This window comes from Halomonas elongata, from assembly GCF_029081005.1.
Taxonomy (GTDB): domain Bacteria; phylum Pseudomonadota; class Gammaproteobacteria; order Pseudomonadales; family Halomonadaceae; genus Halomonas; species Halomonas elongata_B.
On sequence record NZ_JAJQTQ010000045.1, the window covers coordinates 1 to 15,138 of the forward strand.

The following is a 15,138-nucleotide window of genomic DNA, read 5'->3' on the forward strand; positions in this document are numbered from 1 at the left end:
AAACAGGGGCTTCTACCACCCTTCACCGCTTGCGACGTTGACCCGTCGCCGGCAGCGGATGCGTACTTTACGGATCATGAGCCGGCTGTGCAAGCCCTTCAGACAAAAAATATAGCCCAGCCTCGCTCATCCTTCCATGGACATTTCCCCATGGCCATCACGCCACCACGAGGCCAGACCCACTCGACCGCCCTCATGGCGGCCGAGTACGTCGAGCCCTCAGATCACGAACAGGTCGACAAACTTGTTGACCGGCGTCGCCTCGAGCCGGGACTGATCCTTGCACAAGGACATGATCGCCTCGCAACGCCCGCCCGGGAAGCGAGTCGCCAGGCTGCGCTTGAACTTCTCTTCCAGCACCGGGATCCCCTCGGCGCGGCGGCGGCGATGACCGATCGGATATTCGACTTCGACCTTGTCGGTGGCGCTGCCATCCTTGAAGAACACCTGGATCGCATTAGCGATGGAACGATGCTCGGGATCGTAATAGTCACGAGAATAGCGTTCGTCCTCGACGACCTCCATCTTGTCGCGCAGCTCGTCGATGACCGGATTGGCAGCGTGAAAATCGTCTTCGTAATGCTCGGCCACCAGGTGGCCGAAGATGAGCGGCACCGCCGTCATGTACTGCAGGCAGTGATCCCGATCGGCGGGATTGGCGAGTTCGCCGGACTTGGAAATGATGCGAATCGCCGAGTCATGGGTCGTCAGCACGATCCTGTCGATCTCGTCCAGGCGATCCTTGACCTGTGGATGCAACGTCACGGCCGCCTCACAGGCGGTCTGGGAATGAAACTCGGCAGGGAAGGAGATCTTGAACAGCACATTCTCCATGGTGTAGGTCCCGAACTCCCGCTGGAAGGTGAACTTGCGCTCCTCCAGCGCCTTGAGCGACAGATCCTTGTTGGAATGACTGAAGGCAACGTCGTAGAACCCCCATTGCGGCGCACTCAGCACGCCGGGGATGCCCATCTCGCCACGCAGGGCGATATCGGCAAGCCGTACCCCCCTTGAGGTCGCATCACCCGCCGCCCAGCTCTTTCGCGAGCCGGCATTGGGCGCATGACGATAGGTTCGCAGACTCTGGCCGTCGGCCCAGGCATGCGACAAGGCAGACAACAGCTGCTCGCGATCGGCCCCCATCATCTTGGCGGTCACGGCCGTGGATGCCACCTTGACCAGTACCACATGATCGAGACCGACGCGGTTGAAGGAGTTGTCCAGGGCCAGAATACCCTGAATCTCATGCGCCATGATCATGGCTTCGAGGACATCGCGCATGGTCAGCGGCGTCTCACCCTCGGCGACACGCTTCTGAGACAGGTGATCGGCCACCGCCAGGATCCCCCCCAGGTTATCGGACGGGTGCCCCCACTCGGCGGCCAGCCAGGTGTCGTTGTAGTCCAGCCAACGGATGATGGCGCCGATGTCCCAGGCGGCCTTGACCGGATCCAGCCGGAAGGAAGTCCCCGGGACACGGGCACCATGCGGCACCACCGTCCCTTCGACCAGGGGCCCCAGGTGCTTGGTGCACTCCGGGAAGCGAAGCGCCAGCAACCCGCAGCCCAGGGTATCCATCAGACAATTGCGCGCGGTATCCAGCGCCTCGTCGCTGTCGACGCGATAATCGAGGACATAATCGGCAATCTTGCGCAACTCGGCGTCATAGTCCGGTCGGACATTGCTTTCGACGGTCTGGCTCATGGAGGTGACTTCCTCTTGCTGAAGGGGATCGTGTAACCACCCCGGCACCGATGCGTGTCCAGGGGCGGATCATTCCGGCTGGCCTTGCCGTCGCCGAAGTTCTCGGCAACGAGGCCCGAGCGATCGCAGGGCGCGGTGTATCAGTCACGCTGCTCGATCGGCACCCACTCACTCTTCTCTGGGCCGGTGTAGTCGGCGCTCGGCCGGATGATGCGGTTGTTCTCGCGCTGCTCGAAGACATGGGCACACCAGCCGGTGACCCGCGAGCAGACGAAGATCGGCGTGAACAGCTTGGTGGGGATGTCCATGAAGTGGTAGGCGCTGGCATGGAAGAAATCCGCGTTGCAGAACAGCTTCTTCTCGCGCCACATGACCGCCTCGACCCGCTCGGATACCGGATACAGAACGGTGTCGCCCACATCCTCGGCGAGCCGGCTCGACCAGTGCTTGATGATGGCGTTGCGCGGATCGGACTCGCGATAGATGGCGTGTCCGAAGCCCATGACCTTCTCCTTGCGCTCCAGCATGCCGAGCAATTCGCGCTCGGCCTCATCTGCCGATTGCCAATTCTCGATCATCGCCATGGCTGCCTCGTTGGCACCGCCGTGGAGCGGACCACGCAACGAGCCGATGGCCCCTGTCACGCAGGAATGCATGTCGGAAAGCGTCGAGGCACAGACCCGAGCGGTAAAGGTAGAAGCGTTGAACTCATGCTCGGCATAGAGGATCAGCGAGACGTTCATGACTCGAGCGTGCAGTTCGGAGGCCGGCTCATCACGCAGCATGTGCAGGAAGTGGCCGCCCACAGACACATCGTCGGTCTCGGTCTCGATCCGCACCCCGTCATGGGAATAGCGATACCAGTAACAGATGATCGCGGGGAGCACGGCAAGCAGACGATCGGCGATGTCCTGCTCCTGTGCGAAACTCTCCTCGGTCTCCAGGTTACCGAGCATGGAAGCACCGGTGCGCATCACGTCCATCGGATGGGCACTGGCCGGGATCTGCTCGAGCACTGTCTTGAGTGCCGCGGGCAGGCCTCTCAGGCCCTGGAGCTTGGCGACATAGGCATCGAGTTCGGCCTGATTGGGCAACTTGCCTTTCAACAACAGGTAGGCCACTTCCTCGAAACGCGCCTTGTCGGCCAGTTCCTTGATGTCGAAGCCGCGATAGGTCAAGCCGGAGCCGGACTTGCCGACGGTGCATAGCGCCGTGGAGCCGGCGCTCTGGCCACGCAGACCGGCGCCATTAGTCGGTTTGTCTGCCATGTTGTGTCTCCTCGTAGTGGGTGTTGTTATCGCGTCTTTTCATAAAGCCTTGCTGCACCGATGCGCTACTCATTGCCGTCGTTGCCGGCGAACAAGGCGTCGAGCTTGCGTTCGAAATCGTGATAGTTGAGGAAGTCGTAAAGCTCTTCCCGTGTCTGCATCTGGTCGACCACGTCGCGCTGATGCCCGTTGTCGAGAATGCTTCGATAGACATTGAGCGCCGCGGCATTCATGGCACGGAAGGCGGAGAGTGGATAAAGCACGATCCGACAGCCCGCCTCTCCCAGCTCCTGCTGGGAAAACAACGGCGTCGCGCCGAATTCGGTAATGTTGGCCAGGATCGGCGCGTCGATGCGCTCGGAGAATGCGCGATAGTCTTCCAGGGTATGCACCGCTTCAGCGAAGATGGCATCGGCGCCCGCTTCGATGCAGGCATTGGCGCGTTCGATGGCCGCATCCAGCCCCTCTTTCTGGAAGGCATCGGTGCGAGCGATCAGATAGAAGTCCGGATCCACCCGGGCATCCGCCGCCGCCTTGATGCGATCCACCATCTCCTGCCGGGAAACAATGGCCTTGTTGGGACGATGACCACAACGCTTCTGAGCGACCTGGTCCTCGAGATGCACGGCAGCCACACCGGCACGCTGCATCTCCTTGACGGTACGCGAGATGTTGAAGGCGCCTCCCCAGCCGGTATCGATATCCACCAGCAGCGGCAGGTCGGTGGCGCCGCAGATGCGGTGCGCATCCTCGACCACGTCGTTCATGGTCGTCATGCCGAGATCGGGCAGGCCGAAGGAGGCGTTGGCCACGCCGCCACCGGACAGGTAGACCGCCTGATGACCGACGCGTTCGGCCATCATCGCCGTGTAGGCATTGATGGTCCCGACGACAGGTAGCGGCCGGTTGGCGTCCAGGGCGGCGCGGAAACGGGCACCGGGAGTAGGTTGCGTCATGACGATCTCCATTATGAGCCGGGAGTGTCCAGCGTGGACGTCTCCCCTTCCTGATTCAGGGCGGCAGCGTAGCGGTCGACGACGTTTTCTCGGGAAGCGCTGACGTGACGACGCATCAGCAGTTCGGCGAGCTCGGCATCTCCAGCCTCGATGGCATCGACGATGCGATGGTGCTCGACGAAGGCTCGCTGGGGGCGCGTACCGCTGGCGCTGAACTGGGTGCGATACATGCGGACCAGGTAATAAAGGTCATCGCACAATAACCCCATCAACATGCGGTTGTGGCTGCCCTGAACGATGCGGTAATGAAAGTCCAGGTCGCCTTCGCGCTGGTAATAGGCCTCGCCACGGCGCAGGTCCGACTGCCGCTCGTGCACGGCCAGCACCTCGCGAAGCCCAGCGATTTCCTCGGCATTCATGTGCTCGGCGGCCAGGCGAGCCGCCATGCTTTCCAGGGCTTCGCGAACGTCGAAGAGTTCCAGCAGTTCCTTGATCGACAGCTTCACCACTCGGGCACCGACATGCGGCACCCGCTCGATCAAGCGATGCGCCTCCAGGCGTCGCATGGCCTCCCGCAGGGGGCCACGGGAAATACCATAGGCCTGCGACAGGCCGGGCTCGGTGATCTTGCTGCCCGGCGCCAGCTCGCCCCGCACGATGGCATCCTGCAGTTGCTGAAAGACCCGCTCCGCCAGAGTGCGGACTTCGGGAGTCGCGGCCGTTCCGGATAAGGCATTGTTCATGATAATTGTCGACAATAAAAGGAATTGAAGCACTTTAGCCAGCCCCCATTATCGGGTCAACACGCGCCTGAATGGAATCCCCTCCCCCTTTAGTTGTAGACAACGAGGGGCATTTTCTCATGAGTGTCGACAACATAGGGGCGGCGTTGATCCGACACCTCGGCTCGGCAGGGACAAATGCCGCCAAGGCGCCTAGAATGTGGCGCCTGTTGAGGTAAGGCGCGACCATGACATCATCACTCGAAATCACCCCACTGCCGTACCGGACCTCTCCTCTGGAGACCTTTGCGGTCCTGCGTCATCGTCCGGGGGCCGTGCTGCTCGACAGCGGCCGCCCCGAGGCCCCGGGGGGGCGTTACGACATTCTCTCGTGCGACCCGCTGGAAACGTTCGAGACGGAGAGCCGGAATCCGGCCATGCCCGGCGAGCGGGTCGCCCCCTTCAAGGCGCAGAAAGCCCTGCTGGAGCGACTTCCCCGTGAAGTTCCCGACAGTGACCTGCCTTTCCTGGGCGGGCTGATCGGCTACTGGAGCTACGACCTGGGGCATCGCCTCGAGCCGATTTCCGGCAATGCCACGACAGTGGCCAGCCTCCCGGATAGCCGCGTCGGCCTCTATGACTGGGCCATCATCCAGGACCACCAACGCCGCGAAGCCTGGCTGGTGGCCAACGCCGCCCGACGCGATCAGGTGCTGACATGGCTGAACGCGCCTTCACCCGCCACCGATGCCTTCCGCTTGACCGGCCCTTTCCAGCCTGAGCAAAGCCGTGATGGCTATCTGGCGCGTTTCGATGCCGTACAGCATTACATTCGCTCAGGCGACTGCTACCAGATCAACCTCGCCCAGCGCTTCAGCGCGCCCTACAGCGGTGATCTCTGGCATGCCTACCGCCGCCTGCGGCGCGCTACCCCCACGCCGTTCTCCGGCTTCATCGCCTGGGGCAACCAGGGCATCCTGTCGCTCTCGCCGGAACGTTTCCTGCATTGCGCCGATGGCCATGTGGAAACCCGGCCAATCAAGGGCACCCGTCCACGCGGTCGTACCGAAGCGGAGGACCAGGCACTCGCCGAGGCGCTCACCACCAGCGTCAAGGATCGCGCCGAGAACGTGATGATCGTCGACCTCCTGCGTAATGACCTGGGGCGGGTCTGCCGACCCGGCAGCGTCCGAGTACCGCAACTCTGTACCCTGGAGAGCTACGCCAACGTTCACCACCTGGTCAGCGTGGTCACCGGCGAGCTGGATGAGGAACGCTCGCCACTCGAGCTCCTGGCCGCCGCCTTCCCGGGCGGTTCCATCACCGGCGCGCCCAAGGTGCGCGCCATGCAGATCATCGACGAGCTGGAACCCTCCGCTCGCAGCGCCTACTGCGGCAGCCTGGGCTATGTCGACGTGCGAGGGCGCATGGACACCTCGATCGCCATTCGCACCGCCGTGGCTGACGAGGGCAGGCTGCACCTCTGGGGGGGTGGCGGCCTGGTGGCGGATTCGCGGGGTGATGAGGAATACACCGAAACACTCGACAAGATCCGACACTTGATGCAGGCCCTGACGCCGTCGGAGAAACAACACATCTAGGAATAAGAGAAAGGCACCCTTAATCCATAAAGGAATAAACATCCAATGAATCGGTATTGGGGAAGCCTGTCGCGGCTCTGCTAGTGTGGCATCCAGATTGAATGTCACCATCCGGGAGCTTCCCTATGGAGCCGCAACTCGACGTCATCAACCGTGATCTCGGCAACGACCCCGAGGCCCTGATTCGCTGGTCCCTCGAACAGGGCAGCCGCCCTATCTGCACCACCAACTTCCGTCCCTTCGAGGCCGTCATCCTGCACATGGTGGCGCGTCAACGTCCGGACATTCCCATCGTGTGGATGGACCACGGCTACAATACCGACGCCACCTATCGCTATGCCGATGCGCTCGTGAAGCGCCTCGGTCTCAACCTGATCACCTATCTGCCGAAGCGCTCACGGGCCCATCGCGAAGCCGTCGAGGGCCTGATGCCGGGCATCGACGACCCCCGTCATGCGGCCTTCACCGAGGAGGTCAAGCTCGAACCCTTCAATCGCGCCCTGCGCGAGATGGCACCGGATGTCTGGTTCACCGCGCTGCGCGCCGAGGACACACCGGAACGCGCTCGCATGGAGCCGGTGACGCGCAACGCCGACGGCCTGCTCAAGATCGCCCCCCTGCTGCACTGGACGGCGCGCGACATGTACCAGTACCTGAAGGCCCATGACCTGCCCAACGAATTCGACTATTTCGACCCCACCAAGGTCGAGGAAAAGCGCGAATGCGGGCTGCACCTGCAACACTGAGCCACAGCGTCGGTCAGCCAAGCCTTCACCAACGACGAGGCCCGTCCACTGGACGGGCCTCGTCGTTTTCACATCCCCTGCATGCTCACTCAGCGCACCGGTAGTTCGATATCCCGGAACAACTCGTCCTCGTGACGCGGCCCGGCTTCCAGGGCGGCCTCCACCAGTTCCCGCTCGAGGTGCCCGGCAAAGCCCTTGAGGAAATCATACATGTAGCCACGCATGAAGGTGCCGCGCCGAATCCCGATCTTGGTGGTGGAGCTGGCGAACAGGTGGCCAGCATCCAGCGCCACCAGGTCGTCATCCTGCTCCGGGTCGACGGCCATGTGGGCGACGATGCCCACCCCCATGCCCAGACGCACATAGGTCTTGATCACGTCCGAATCGGCGGCGGTCAACACCACATTGGGCGATAGCCCCTTGGCGCGAAAGGCATCATCGAGCTGCGAACGCCCGGTAAAGCCGAAGACATAGGTCACCAGGGGGTGCGCGGCCAGGGTCTCCAGGGTCAGGGGGTCGGCTTCCGCCAGGGGGTGGCCCCGAGGCACCAGCACACAGCGATTCCAGCGATAGCACGGCAGCAATACCAGGTCATTGAACAGATCCAGCGACTCGGTACAGATCGCGAAATCGGCCTGGCCGTCACTGACCATCTGGGCGATCTGGCGCGGCGTGCCCTGCTGCATGTGCAAGGCCACGTCCGGGTAGCGGCCGGTAAACTCGCGGATCACCGGCGGCAGGGCATAACGGGCCTGGGTATGGGTGGTCGCGATGGCCATGCTGCCACGCCGCTCATCACTGTGTTCCTGGGAGACATGCTTGATGTTGTCGGTCAAACGCAGAACCTGGCCGGCCAACTCGATGATCGACTCCCCCGCCGGCGTGACTCGGGTCAGATGCTTGCCGCTGCGCGCAAAGATCTCGACACCGAGTTCATCCTCGAGCAGGCGAATCTGTTTGGAAATGCCGGGCTGCGAGGTATAAAGGCTCTGAGCGGTCGCCGAAACATTGAGATTATGACGCGAGACTTCCCAGATATACCTCAACTGCTGGAGCTTCATGACCCTCCCCCCTTGCGTGCCGCGACATCATTAAAAGTCCATTGCGACATAAAAAAATCGTCCGTGATTACTTTATAGCATATCATGAGCACCGTCACCCGAACGAACCGGCATGCGGCCAAGGTCGCACGCGGATTTGCCAGCATCCCGGTCGACCGCTACCATCGACCGACCAGCATGCTTGCATGCCTGATCTTCCGCGCGATGCCGCGCAACGTAGTAACTGGAGAATCCCATGGCCAATAATGTCGATGTCACCAACGCCAACTTCGAGCAGGAAGTCCTCAATGCCGAGACCCCGGTCCTGCTGAAGTTCTGGGCACCCTGGTGCGGCCCCTGCAAGGTCATGGCACCGGTGGTCGACGAGGTCGCCGAGGAACGCGAAGGCAACCTCAAGATCGTCAGCATCAATGTGGACGACGCGCCGGAAATCGCCGCCGAGCAGGGCGTGCGTGGCGTGCCTACCGTGATGCTGTTCAAGTCCGGCGCCAAGGTCGCTTCCCTGGTCGGCGCCCAGTCCAAATCACAGTTGACCCAGTTCATCGACCAGAACGCCTGATCGACACCGAGTCGACTCAGCAGCACGACGCGCCCCGGACTTGCCGGGGCGCGCTTGTCTGGATCAAGCGCTCAGGCGTTTTCCTCGTTCTCCTTCCCATCGTCCCCGCTCCGTTCCGAGGGAGGTCGGTCGGCCTTTTCGATGGGCCCCGTGCCCGGCCCCAGCAAGTGTGCGATCCAGCGCGTCTGCGGATGGCTGTCCAGGGCAATCTTGAGCGTCATCGTCAGCACCACCGACAACAGCATCCCCACCACGCCGAACACCCAGCCCCAGACCACCAGCGACAGGAAGGCCACGAAGGTGGATAAGCCCAGCGCCCGCCCCATCACCCTGGGCTCAATGAGATTGCCGAGCACGAAATTGACCCCCAGATAGGCACCGCTGAGGATCAGCGCCTTGAACAGGCCGCCGTCGGGTGACACCAGCAGCAGCAATACCGGCGGCACCGCAGCGATCGCCGAGCCGATGTTGGGGATGTAATTGAGCGCGAACGCCAGCACCGCCCAGAGCAACGGGAACTCCACGCCGACCAGTTGGCAGGCCACCCAGATCAAGGCACCGGTGGCCAGGCTTACCAGCGTCTTGACCGCCAGATAGCGCTTCAGGGTCATGCTGAACTCGTGGAAGCGACGCAGGCTCGGGGCGGGATTGGCAAGGGCGCGCGATAGCTTGTCGCGAAAGTTCAGCGTCTCGAAGAGCAGGAACATGACCAGCAATGCCACCACCACGCTCTGCATCATCAGGTTGCCGACCTGACCCAGTAACGCGGGAATCCAGTTGCCGAACTTCTCGGCATCGAACAGATCGGACAGCCAGCCGGTGTCGATGGCCAGTCCGAAGTTGGCCAGGCCATCGAGGATGCCGAGATAATACTGGTAGAGCTTTTCCTCGATACCCGGCAGCGCCTCGACGAAGGTCCCGAAGCTATTGACCAGCAGAATGCCCAGCAACGAGATGAAGCCCCCGATCACCACCAGGGTCAACCAGACCGCCAGACGCCGGCTCAGGCCCAGGCGATGCAGCCATTGCACGGGAGCGGTGCAGACCACCGCGATGAACAACGACAACAGCAGAGGGACCAGCAGGCCCGCTCCGACCCGCATCCCCGCGACGATGATCACCAGGGCGGCCAGCGCCAGCGTCAGGTTGAGAGGGATGCTACGCTCAAAGTCGTCGTCGGGTCTCGCCATGCCCGCCATACTCCACTGATGATAAGAGTGCTCATGATGCCGTCTGCCATGCCAGGGTACAACGCGCCCGTCCCGTGAGCGGCACCGGATCGTGCAGCAAATACGCAATACGGCAGCGTCGAGAAGACATCGGGGAACCCGACCCCGTCCCGAGGCTCCAAGCACAGACTCAACCGCGAAAAGGAAAGCGCCATGTCACTCGTTCGTCGACGCCCGTTACTGCCGGGCGCCCTGCTCTCCGCTCTGCTGCTCGCCACCCCCATGCTGGCCGCCGCACAGCAGGACACCCCCCGCAACCGGCTTGACGTGCAGGCTCAGACCGAACTTCAGGTCGTGCCGGACGAAGCCACACTGAGCGCACGCCTCTGGGAACGCACCCCCGCCATCGCTCAACGCGAGGATACCCGTACCGATCCCGAAGCACTGGCCAAGGCACGACAGCGCCTCGAAGAACGCGCTGCCACCTTGATTCAAACCCTGGAGGATGCCGGCCTGGAGCGTGATGCCATCAGCGCGGGATCGCTGCGCGTGCAGCCCGAATCTCTGCAAGGCAAGCGTGACGGCGAGTCCGAGCCGACGCCGCTGGTGCGGACTCGCCTGGAACGTCCCTTCCAGATCGAGATCGCCGATCTCGACGACCTGCCGATGATGCTCGATGCCCTCACCGAGGCCGGTGTCAACGCCCTCGACGGCGTCACCTATGATCTCTCCGACCGCGAACAGGCAACCGACGAAGCACTGACCAAGGCACTGGAAAAGGCACGCCACAAGGCCGAGCTGATGGCTCGGACCCTCGGCGTGACCCTCGGGCCGGTGGTCAACGTGAGCGAAAACCGCTCACCGGTGTTCCAGCCACGCATGATGGCCATGAGCGCCGACGCCGCTCGTGAAAGCGCCGGTTCCAGCCCGGAATATCGCCCCGGCACCATTACCCTCGATGCCATGGTCAATGTCAGTTGGGAGATCGCATCCGAGCAATAAGGCACCGAGTCCCGGCAAGCCCTCCGGGGCTTGCCCAGGTGCTCACTCTTCCTCGTCGCTCTCCTCGTCATCCAGGCGAAGAAACGTGCGACGATAATGCGCCAGCTCGGCGATCGATTCCTTGATGTCATCCATGGCCAGGTGGACGTTGCGCTTGCTGAAGCCGACCAGCGCCCCGGGATTCCAGCGCTTGGCCAGTTCCTTGAGGGTCGAGACATCCAGGTTGCGGTAGTGGAAGAACGCCAGCAGTTCGGGCATCTCTCGCTCCAGGAAACGGCGATCCTGATGGATGCTGTTGCCGCACATCGGCGAGGTGCCCGGCGCCACATGCTCGTTCAGGAACGCCAGCGTCTCGCGCTCGGCCTTGGCCGTGTCGGCGGTGCTCGCCTTGACCCGTGCGACCAGGCCAGAGGCACCGTGAGTCTTCTGGTTCCAGTCATCCATCGCCTCGAGCAGGGTGTCGGGCTGGTGGACAGCAATCACTGGGCCCTCGGCGATCACGTTGAGGTCGGCATCGGTGACCAGAGTGGCCACCTCGATGATGCGCTCGCGGTTCGGGTCGAGCCCGGTCATTTCCAGGTCGATCCACACCAGGCGCTGGGTGCGGGGATCCTGAGCGTCTTGATTCGCGGCCATGGGAGCATCCTTGGTCGAGCGGCCGGCGACAGCCGGCCCCGTTGATGAGTACAATGCCGCCATTGTACCGACCTTCGGGCCATCATGAGCAAACGCAAGTTGAGCCGCCAGCAACGCTGGCGCGTCGAGAAGATCCAGGCCGAACGGGCCAAGCGCGCCGAGAAGCGCGGCGAACAGGATGCCGAGAAGCTCGCTGCCGGCGAGTACGGCCCCGAACAGCCCGGACGAGTGATCGCTCACTTCGGCCGTACCCTGGACGTGCGCCCCGAAGGCGAGCCGCCCCCGGTGCGCTGCCACCTGCGCGCCAACCTGGAGGGCCTCGTCACCGGCGACCGGGTGATCTGGCGCGCCGGCCAGGACGGCAGCGGCGTGGTGGTGGCCCGCGGCGAGCGCCAGAGCGTACTCGAGCGCCCCGACGCCCGGGGGCAGCTCAAGCCGGTGGCCGCCAACATCGATCAGATCCTGATCGTCTTCGCCGTCGAGCCCGAGCCCCACGCCAACCTCATCGACCGCTACCTGGTGGCCGCCGAAGCCACTGGCATCGCCCCGGTGCTGGTGCTCAACAAGGCCGACCTGCTGCCCGATAGCGGCGGCGAGCTGCGCGTACTGCTGGACCGCTACGCAGCACTGGGCTATCCGGTAGTGACCACCAGCACCGCCCGCGACGGCGGCCTGGACGCCCTCCACCAACGGCTGGCCGCACGCACCTCGGTGTTCGTCGGCCAGAGCGGGGTCGGCAAGTCCTCACTGATCGACCGTCTGCTGCCGGACGAGGAGCTGCGCATCGGCGCCCTGTCGGAGGACTCCCGCAAGGGGCGCCACACCACCACCACCGCCCGGCTCTATCGCTTCGCCCCGGGCGACCGGAACGATGCCGAGGCCGGCGAACTGATCGATTCCCCGGGTATCCGCGAGTTCGGCCTGATCCACCTGGACGAGACCCAGGTGGCCGAGGGCTTCATCGAATTTCGCGACCACCTGGGACACTGTCGTTTCCGCGATTGCCGCCACCGCCACGAACCGGGCTGCGCGCTGCTCGCCGCCGTGGACAGCGGCGAGATTCACGCCGACCGCTTTGCCAGCTATCGTCGTATCGTCGACAGTCTCGACGAGACTTGAGATAAAGACGGAATATCCCGAGCCAGGACGATTCAGGCCAGAACGATTCAGGAGAGCACCATGAGTTCCGAAGACAACCTGCTGCCACTGATCGTCGAGCCCGAGCAGCTCGCCGAGAAGCTGGATGCCCCCTCGCTGCTGATCATCGACGTACCGCTCAAGGCCGAGAGCCACGAACAGGGCCACGTGCCCGGCGCCGTCTTCCTGGACTACAAGCGGCTGCTGCGCGGCGCGGGCGAGGTACCCAACGAGGCGCCGGACGCCGAGGCCCTGTCGGCGCTGTTCTCGTCCCTGGGACTGACCCGCGACACCCATGTGGTGGCCTACGACGACGAGGGCGGTGGCTGGGCCGGTCGGCTGCTGTGGACCCTGGAACTGATCGGCCACACCCGCTACTCCTACCTCAACGGCGGCATCCATGCCTGGCGCGCCACCGGGCAACCGACATCCACCGAGTCGACCGCACCGACGCCCAGCGACTACCAGGCCGAAATCCTCCACCCCGAGGTGGCCATCGACCGCGTCGAGCTGACCGAGCGCCTGGGCGAACAGGGCTTCGCGATCTGGGACGCCCGCACCCGCGCCGAATATGACGGCGAGAAGGGCGACAACAAGCGTCTGGGCCATATCCCCGGCGCGGTAAACCTGGACTGGACCGACGCCATGGACAAGGAACGCGACCTGCGCATCCGCGACTATGCCGAGCTGGTCACCGAGCTCGAGGCACTGGGCCTGACCCCGGACATGGAAGTGGTCACCCACTGCCAGACCCACCACCGCAGCGGCTTCACCTGGCTGGTGGGCAAGGCGCTGGGCTTCGAGAAGATGCGCGCCTACGCCGGCTCCTGGAAGGAATGGGGCAACCGCGACGACACGCCGATCGAGAAATAAGCTGGAAGCTGGAAGCTGGAAGCTGGAAGCTGGAAGGCAGCATGAGCCCCGTCATCATGGGATCGACGTTTTTTCTTCTAGCTTCCAGGCGCGAAGCGCCGCTCTTCCAGCTTCAAGCCAGCCGGCCCTATCTCTGATCTCACCGACCTCACCGAACTCCGATTCACCGCATAACTGGAACGCCCCTCGTGATCCCAGCCAAGCTGTTTGCCCTGATCCAGTACCCCCTGCCCCACCACCTGCTCTCGCGGCTGGTCGGCCGGCTGGCCGAATGCCGCCTGCCCTGGCTGAAGGACGTCCTGATCCGCGCCTTTATCCGGCAATTCAAGGTCGACATGGGCGAGGCTCACGAGCCGGATCCAAGCGCCTACCCAAACTTCAATGACTTCTTCACCCGGCCGCTGAAGGACGGCGCCCGCCCCATCGGCGAGGGGATGATCTCGCCGGCCGACGGCACCCTCTCGCAGTTCGGGGGCCTCGAACACGGCCGGATGATCCAGGCCAAGGGTCACGACTTCACCGCCGCCGACCTGCTGGGCGGCGACCTGGAGACCGCCGAGCGCTACCGCGACGGCAGCTTCGCCACCGTCTACCTGTCGCCGCGCGACTATCATCGCGTGCATATGCCGGTGGCCGGCACACTCCGCGAGATGGTCTATGTGCCGGGTCGGCTGTTCTCGGTCAACGCCGCCACCACTCACCACGTGCCCAACCTCTTCGCCCGCAACGAGCGCCTGGTCTGCCACTTCGACACCGAGCACGGCCCCATGGCCCTGGTGCTGGTCGGCGCCATGATCGTCGCCGCCATCGAGACGGTATGGGCCGGGCAGATCACGCCCCTGCCCCGCGGCGGCGTGCAGCGCATCCGCTTCGACACCCCGGTGCACCTCGAGAAGGGCGAGGAAATGGGCCACTTCAAGCTCGGCTCCACCGTGGTGATGGCCTTCGACGAGAAAGTGGATTTCGGCGACCTGGCCGCGGAACAGACGGTCAGGATGGGCCAGCGGCTCGGCGAGTTCGACTGAAAGCCTCCTCCCCTCTGATCCACCAACGAAAAGGGCCTACTCAACAGAGTGGGCCCTTTTGTTTCGAGCAGATCGTGGCGAGTCGGCCGGCAACGCTGGCCTTGGGATCACGATAGCCGGACTGTCAGCTCGACCGCTCCAGCTCGATCTCGACCGGCGAACGAACGGCCTTGTTCGGTTTGCCCATGAGTTGAATGCCCATGGCAAGCAGAAAGATCACCGCAAAGACCGTCGTCGGAATCTTCCCGAAGAAGTGTAACGCCAGGCTGGCCAGGATGATCGGCACCGTCACCAGCACCACGCGGGAATACTGCTTCGCCGCCTCATCCATCTGGCGGAGGTGTCGTGCCAGCATCTCGCCTGACGCCCCCGCCACAAGATCGTCCGCGCCGCACTTGGGACACTCGGCCGTCTCTCGACGCAACAGCCGTTGCGCATTGCCATGCCGGAGACCGACTCGCTCTTTACACGCAGGGCAAGCATAGGTGGCCACTTTGATACCCGAATCTTTCATGACGCACTTTCCAGAATATTGAACTGTGTATGTGTAGCCCCATTGTAACGGCCTTCCAGTATCAGCCGTTCAGCCCACATGGGCGACGAAGGGCACGCTGCGATAGGCCGCCTTCGGCACTTCGCCGGCGCCTGACTGGCCGAAACGTTCCTCCACCGGCCCCAG

Annotated in this window: 15 protein-coding genes; 7 read left to right on the plus strand and 8 right to left on the minus strand. The window is 63.5% G+C overall.

Annotated elements, in window-relative coordinates:
* Positions 1-219 precede the first annotated feature (219 nt).
* From prpD to LU493_RS19020, 4 genes are all read right to left on the minus strand, one after another.
* On the minus strand, positions 220-1,704 hold the full coding sequence (gene prpD / locus LU493_RS19005; protein ID WP_275289383.1) for a 2-methylcitrate dehydratase: 1,485 nt from the start codon (positions 1,702-1,704) through the stop codon (positions 220-222).
* Positions 1,705-1,844: 140 nt separating this feature from the next.
* Positions 1,845-2,972: a bifunctional 2-methylcitrate synthase/citrate synthase gene (gene prpC, locus LU493_RS19010; RefSeq protein WP_275289384.1), complete on the minus strand. Its 1,128-nt coding sequence runs from the start codon at positions 2,970-2,972 to the stop codon at positions 1,845-1,847.
* Positions 2,973-3,037: 65 nt separating this feature from the next.
* Positions 3,038-3,928 carry a methylisocitrate lyase gene (gene prpB, locus LU493_RS19015; protein WP_275289385.1) on the minus strand — a complete coding sequence of 297 codons (891 nt, stop codon included), beginning with the start codon at positions 3,926-3,928 and terminating at the stop codon, positions 3,038-3,040.
* An 11-nt stretch (positions 3,929-3,939) separates the two neighbouring features.
* Entirely contained in the window at positions 3,940-4,671 is a 732-nt protein-coding gene (locus LU493_RS19020; RefSeq protein WP_275289386.1) for a GntR family transcriptional regulator, read from the minus strand.
* Between the two features lie 227 nt (positions 4,672-4,898).
* Here LU493_RS19020 and pabB point away from each other — a divergent pair, with 227 nt between their 5' ends.
* Both pabB and LU493_RS19030 read left to right on the plus strand, forming a co-directional pair.
* Complete coding sequence (gene pabB, locus LU493_RS19025; RefSeq protein WP_275289387.1) at positions 4,899-6,251, plus strand: aminodeoxychorismate synthase component I; 1,353 nt, start codon at positions 4,899-4,901, stop codon at positions 6,249-6,251.
* Between the two features lie 125 nt (positions 6,252-6,376).
* Complete coding sequence (locus LU493_RS19030; RefSeq protein WP_275289388.1) at positions 6,377-6,997, plus strand: phosphoadenosine phosphosulfate reductase family protein; 621 nt, start codon at positions 6,377-6,379, stop codon at positions 6,995-6,997.
* 89 nt (positions 6,998-7,086) lie between these two features.
* Here the strand turns inward: LU493_RS19030 and cysB are convergent, their stop codons facing one another.
* Positions 7,087-8,058, minus strand: a complete 972-nt coding sequence (gene cysB, locus LU493_RS19035; protein ID WP_275289389.1) for an HTH-type transcriptional regulator CysB — start codon at positions 8,056-8,058, stop codon at positions 7,087-7,089.
* Between the two features lie 235 nt (positions 8,059-8,293).
* On the opposite strand from cysB, the gene trxA reads away from it, so the two are divergent.
* Positions 8,294-8,617 (plus strand): thioredoxin, encoded by a 324-nt coding sequence (gene trxA, locus LU493_RS19040; RefSeq protein WP_275289390.1) that lies wholly within the window; start codon positions 8,294-8,296, stop codon positions 8,615-8,617.
* 71 nt (positions 8,618-8,688) lie between these two features.
* On the opposite strand, the gene LU493_RS19045 is transcribed toward trxA, so the two are convergent.
* A complete protein-coding gene (locus tag LU493_RS19045; RefSeq protein ID WP_275289391.1) occupies positions 8,689-9,807 on the minus strand; it encodes an AI-2E family transporter in 1,119 nt (372 codons plus the stop codon).
* A 192-nt stretch (positions 9,808-9,999) separates the two neighbouring features.
* Here LU493_RS19045 and LU493_RS19050 point away from each other — a divergent pair, with 192 nt between their 5' ends.
* On the plus strand, positions 10,000-10,788 hold the full coding sequence (locus LU493_RS19050; protein ID WP_275289392.1) for an SIMPL domain-containing protein: 789 nt from the start codon (positions 10,000-10,002) through the stop codon (positions 10,786-10,788).
* A 42-nt stretch (positions 10,789-10,830) separates the two neighbouring features.
* On the opposite strand, the gene orn is transcribed toward LU493_RS19050, so the two are convergent.
* Positions 10,831-11,424, minus strand: a complete 594-nt coding sequence (gene orn, locus LU493_RS19055; protein ID WP_275289393.1) for an oligoribonuclease — start codon at positions 11,422-11,424, stop codon at positions 10,831-10,833.
* 84 nt (positions 11,425-11,508) lie between these two features.
* On the opposite strand from orn, the gene rsgA reads away from it, so the two are divergent.
* From rsgA to asd, 3 genes are all read left to right on the plus strand, one after another.
* Positions 11,509-12,543 (plus strand): small ribosomal subunit biogenesis GTPase RsgA, encoded by a 1,035-nt coding sequence (rsgA, locus tag LU493_RS19060; protein WP_275289394.1) that lies wholly within the window; start codon positions 11,509-11,511, stop codon positions 12,541-12,543.
* 60 nt (positions 12,544-12,603) lie between these two features.
* Positions 12,604-13,434, plus strand: coding sequence for a sulfurtransferase (locus LU493_RS19065; RefSeq protein ID WP_275289395.1), 831 nt, complete (start codon positions 12,604-12,606; stop codon positions 13,432-13,434).
* A 188-nt stretch (positions 13,435-13,622) separates the two neighbouring features.
* A complete protein-coding gene (gene asd / locus LU493_RS19070; protein ID WP_275289396.1) occupies positions 13,623-14,459 on the plus strand; it encodes an archaetidylserine decarboxylase in 837 nt (278 codons plus the stop codon).
* A gap of 124 nt (positions 14,460-14,583) precedes the next feature.
* Here the strand turns inward: asd and LU493_RS19075 are convergent, their stop codons facing one another.
* On the minus strand, positions 14,584-14,973 hold the full coding sequence (locus LU493_RS19075) for a hypothetical protein (RefSeq protein ID WP_275289397.1): 390 nt from the start codon (positions 14,971-14,973) through the stop codon (positions 14,584-14,586).
* Between the last annotated feature and the right edge of the window lie 165 nt (positions 14,974-15,138).

What these genes read in the sequence shown, in the direction of transcription:
- prpD (WP_275289383.1), bottom strand. Translation starts at nt 1,704, where the DNA reads ATGAGCCAGACCGTCGAAAGCAATGTCCGACCGGACTATGACGCCGAG.
- prpC (WP_275289384.1), bottom strand. Translation starts at nt 2,972, where the DNA reads ATGGCAGACAAACCGACTAATGGCGCCGGTCTGCGTGGCCAGAGCGCC.
- prpB (WP_275289385.1), bottom strand. Translation starts at nt 3,928, where the DNA reads ATGACGCAACCTACTCCCGGTGCCCGTTTCCGCGCCGCCCTGGACGCC.
- LU493_RS19020 (WP_275289386.1), bottom strand. Translation starts at nt 4,671, where the DNA reads ATGAACAATGCCTTATCCGGAACGGCCGCGACTCCCGAAGTCCGCACT.
- pabB (WP_275289387.1), top strand. Translation starts at nt 4,899, where the DNA reads ATGACATCATCACTCGAAATCACCCCACTGCCGTACCGGACCTCTCCT.
- LU493_RS19030 (WP_275289388.1), top strand. Translation starts at nt 6,377, where the DNA reads ATGGAGCCGCAACTCGACGTCATCAACCGTGATCTCGGCAACGACCCC.
- cysB (WP_275289389.1), bottom strand. Translation starts at nt 8,058, where the DNA reads ATGAAGCTCCAGCAGTTGAGGTATATCTGGGAAGTCTCGCGTCATAAT.
- trxA (WP_275289390.1), top strand. Translation starts at nt 8,294, where the DNA reads ATGGCCAATAATGTCGATGTCACCAACGCCAACTTCGAGCAGGAAGTC.
- LU493_RS19045 (WP_275289391.1), bottom strand. Translation starts at nt 9,807, where the DNA reads ATGGCGAGACCCGACGACGACTTTGAGCGTAGCATCCCTCTCAACCTG.
- LU493_RS19050 (WP_275289392.1), top strand. Translation starts at nt 10,000, where the DNA reads ATGTCACTCGTTCGTCGACGCCCGTTACTGCCGGGCGCCCTGCTCTCC.
- orn (WP_275289393.1), bottom strand. Translation starts at nt 11,424, where the DNA reads ATGGCCGCGAATCAAGACGCTCAGGATCCCCGCACCCAGCGCCTGGTG.
- rsgA (WP_275289394.1), top strand. Translation starts at nt 11,509, where the DNA reads ATGAGCAAACGCAAGTTGAGCCGCCAGCAACGCTGGCGCGTCGAGAAG.
- LU493_RS19065 (WP_275289395.1), top strand. Translation starts at nt 12,604, where the DNA reads ATGAGTTCCGAAGACAACCTGCTGCCACTGATCGTCGAGCCCGAGCAG.
- LU493_RS19075 (WP_275289397.1), bottom strand. Translation starts at nt 14,973, where the DNA reads ATGAAAGATTCGGGTATCAAAGTGGCCACCTATGCTTGCCCTGCGTGT.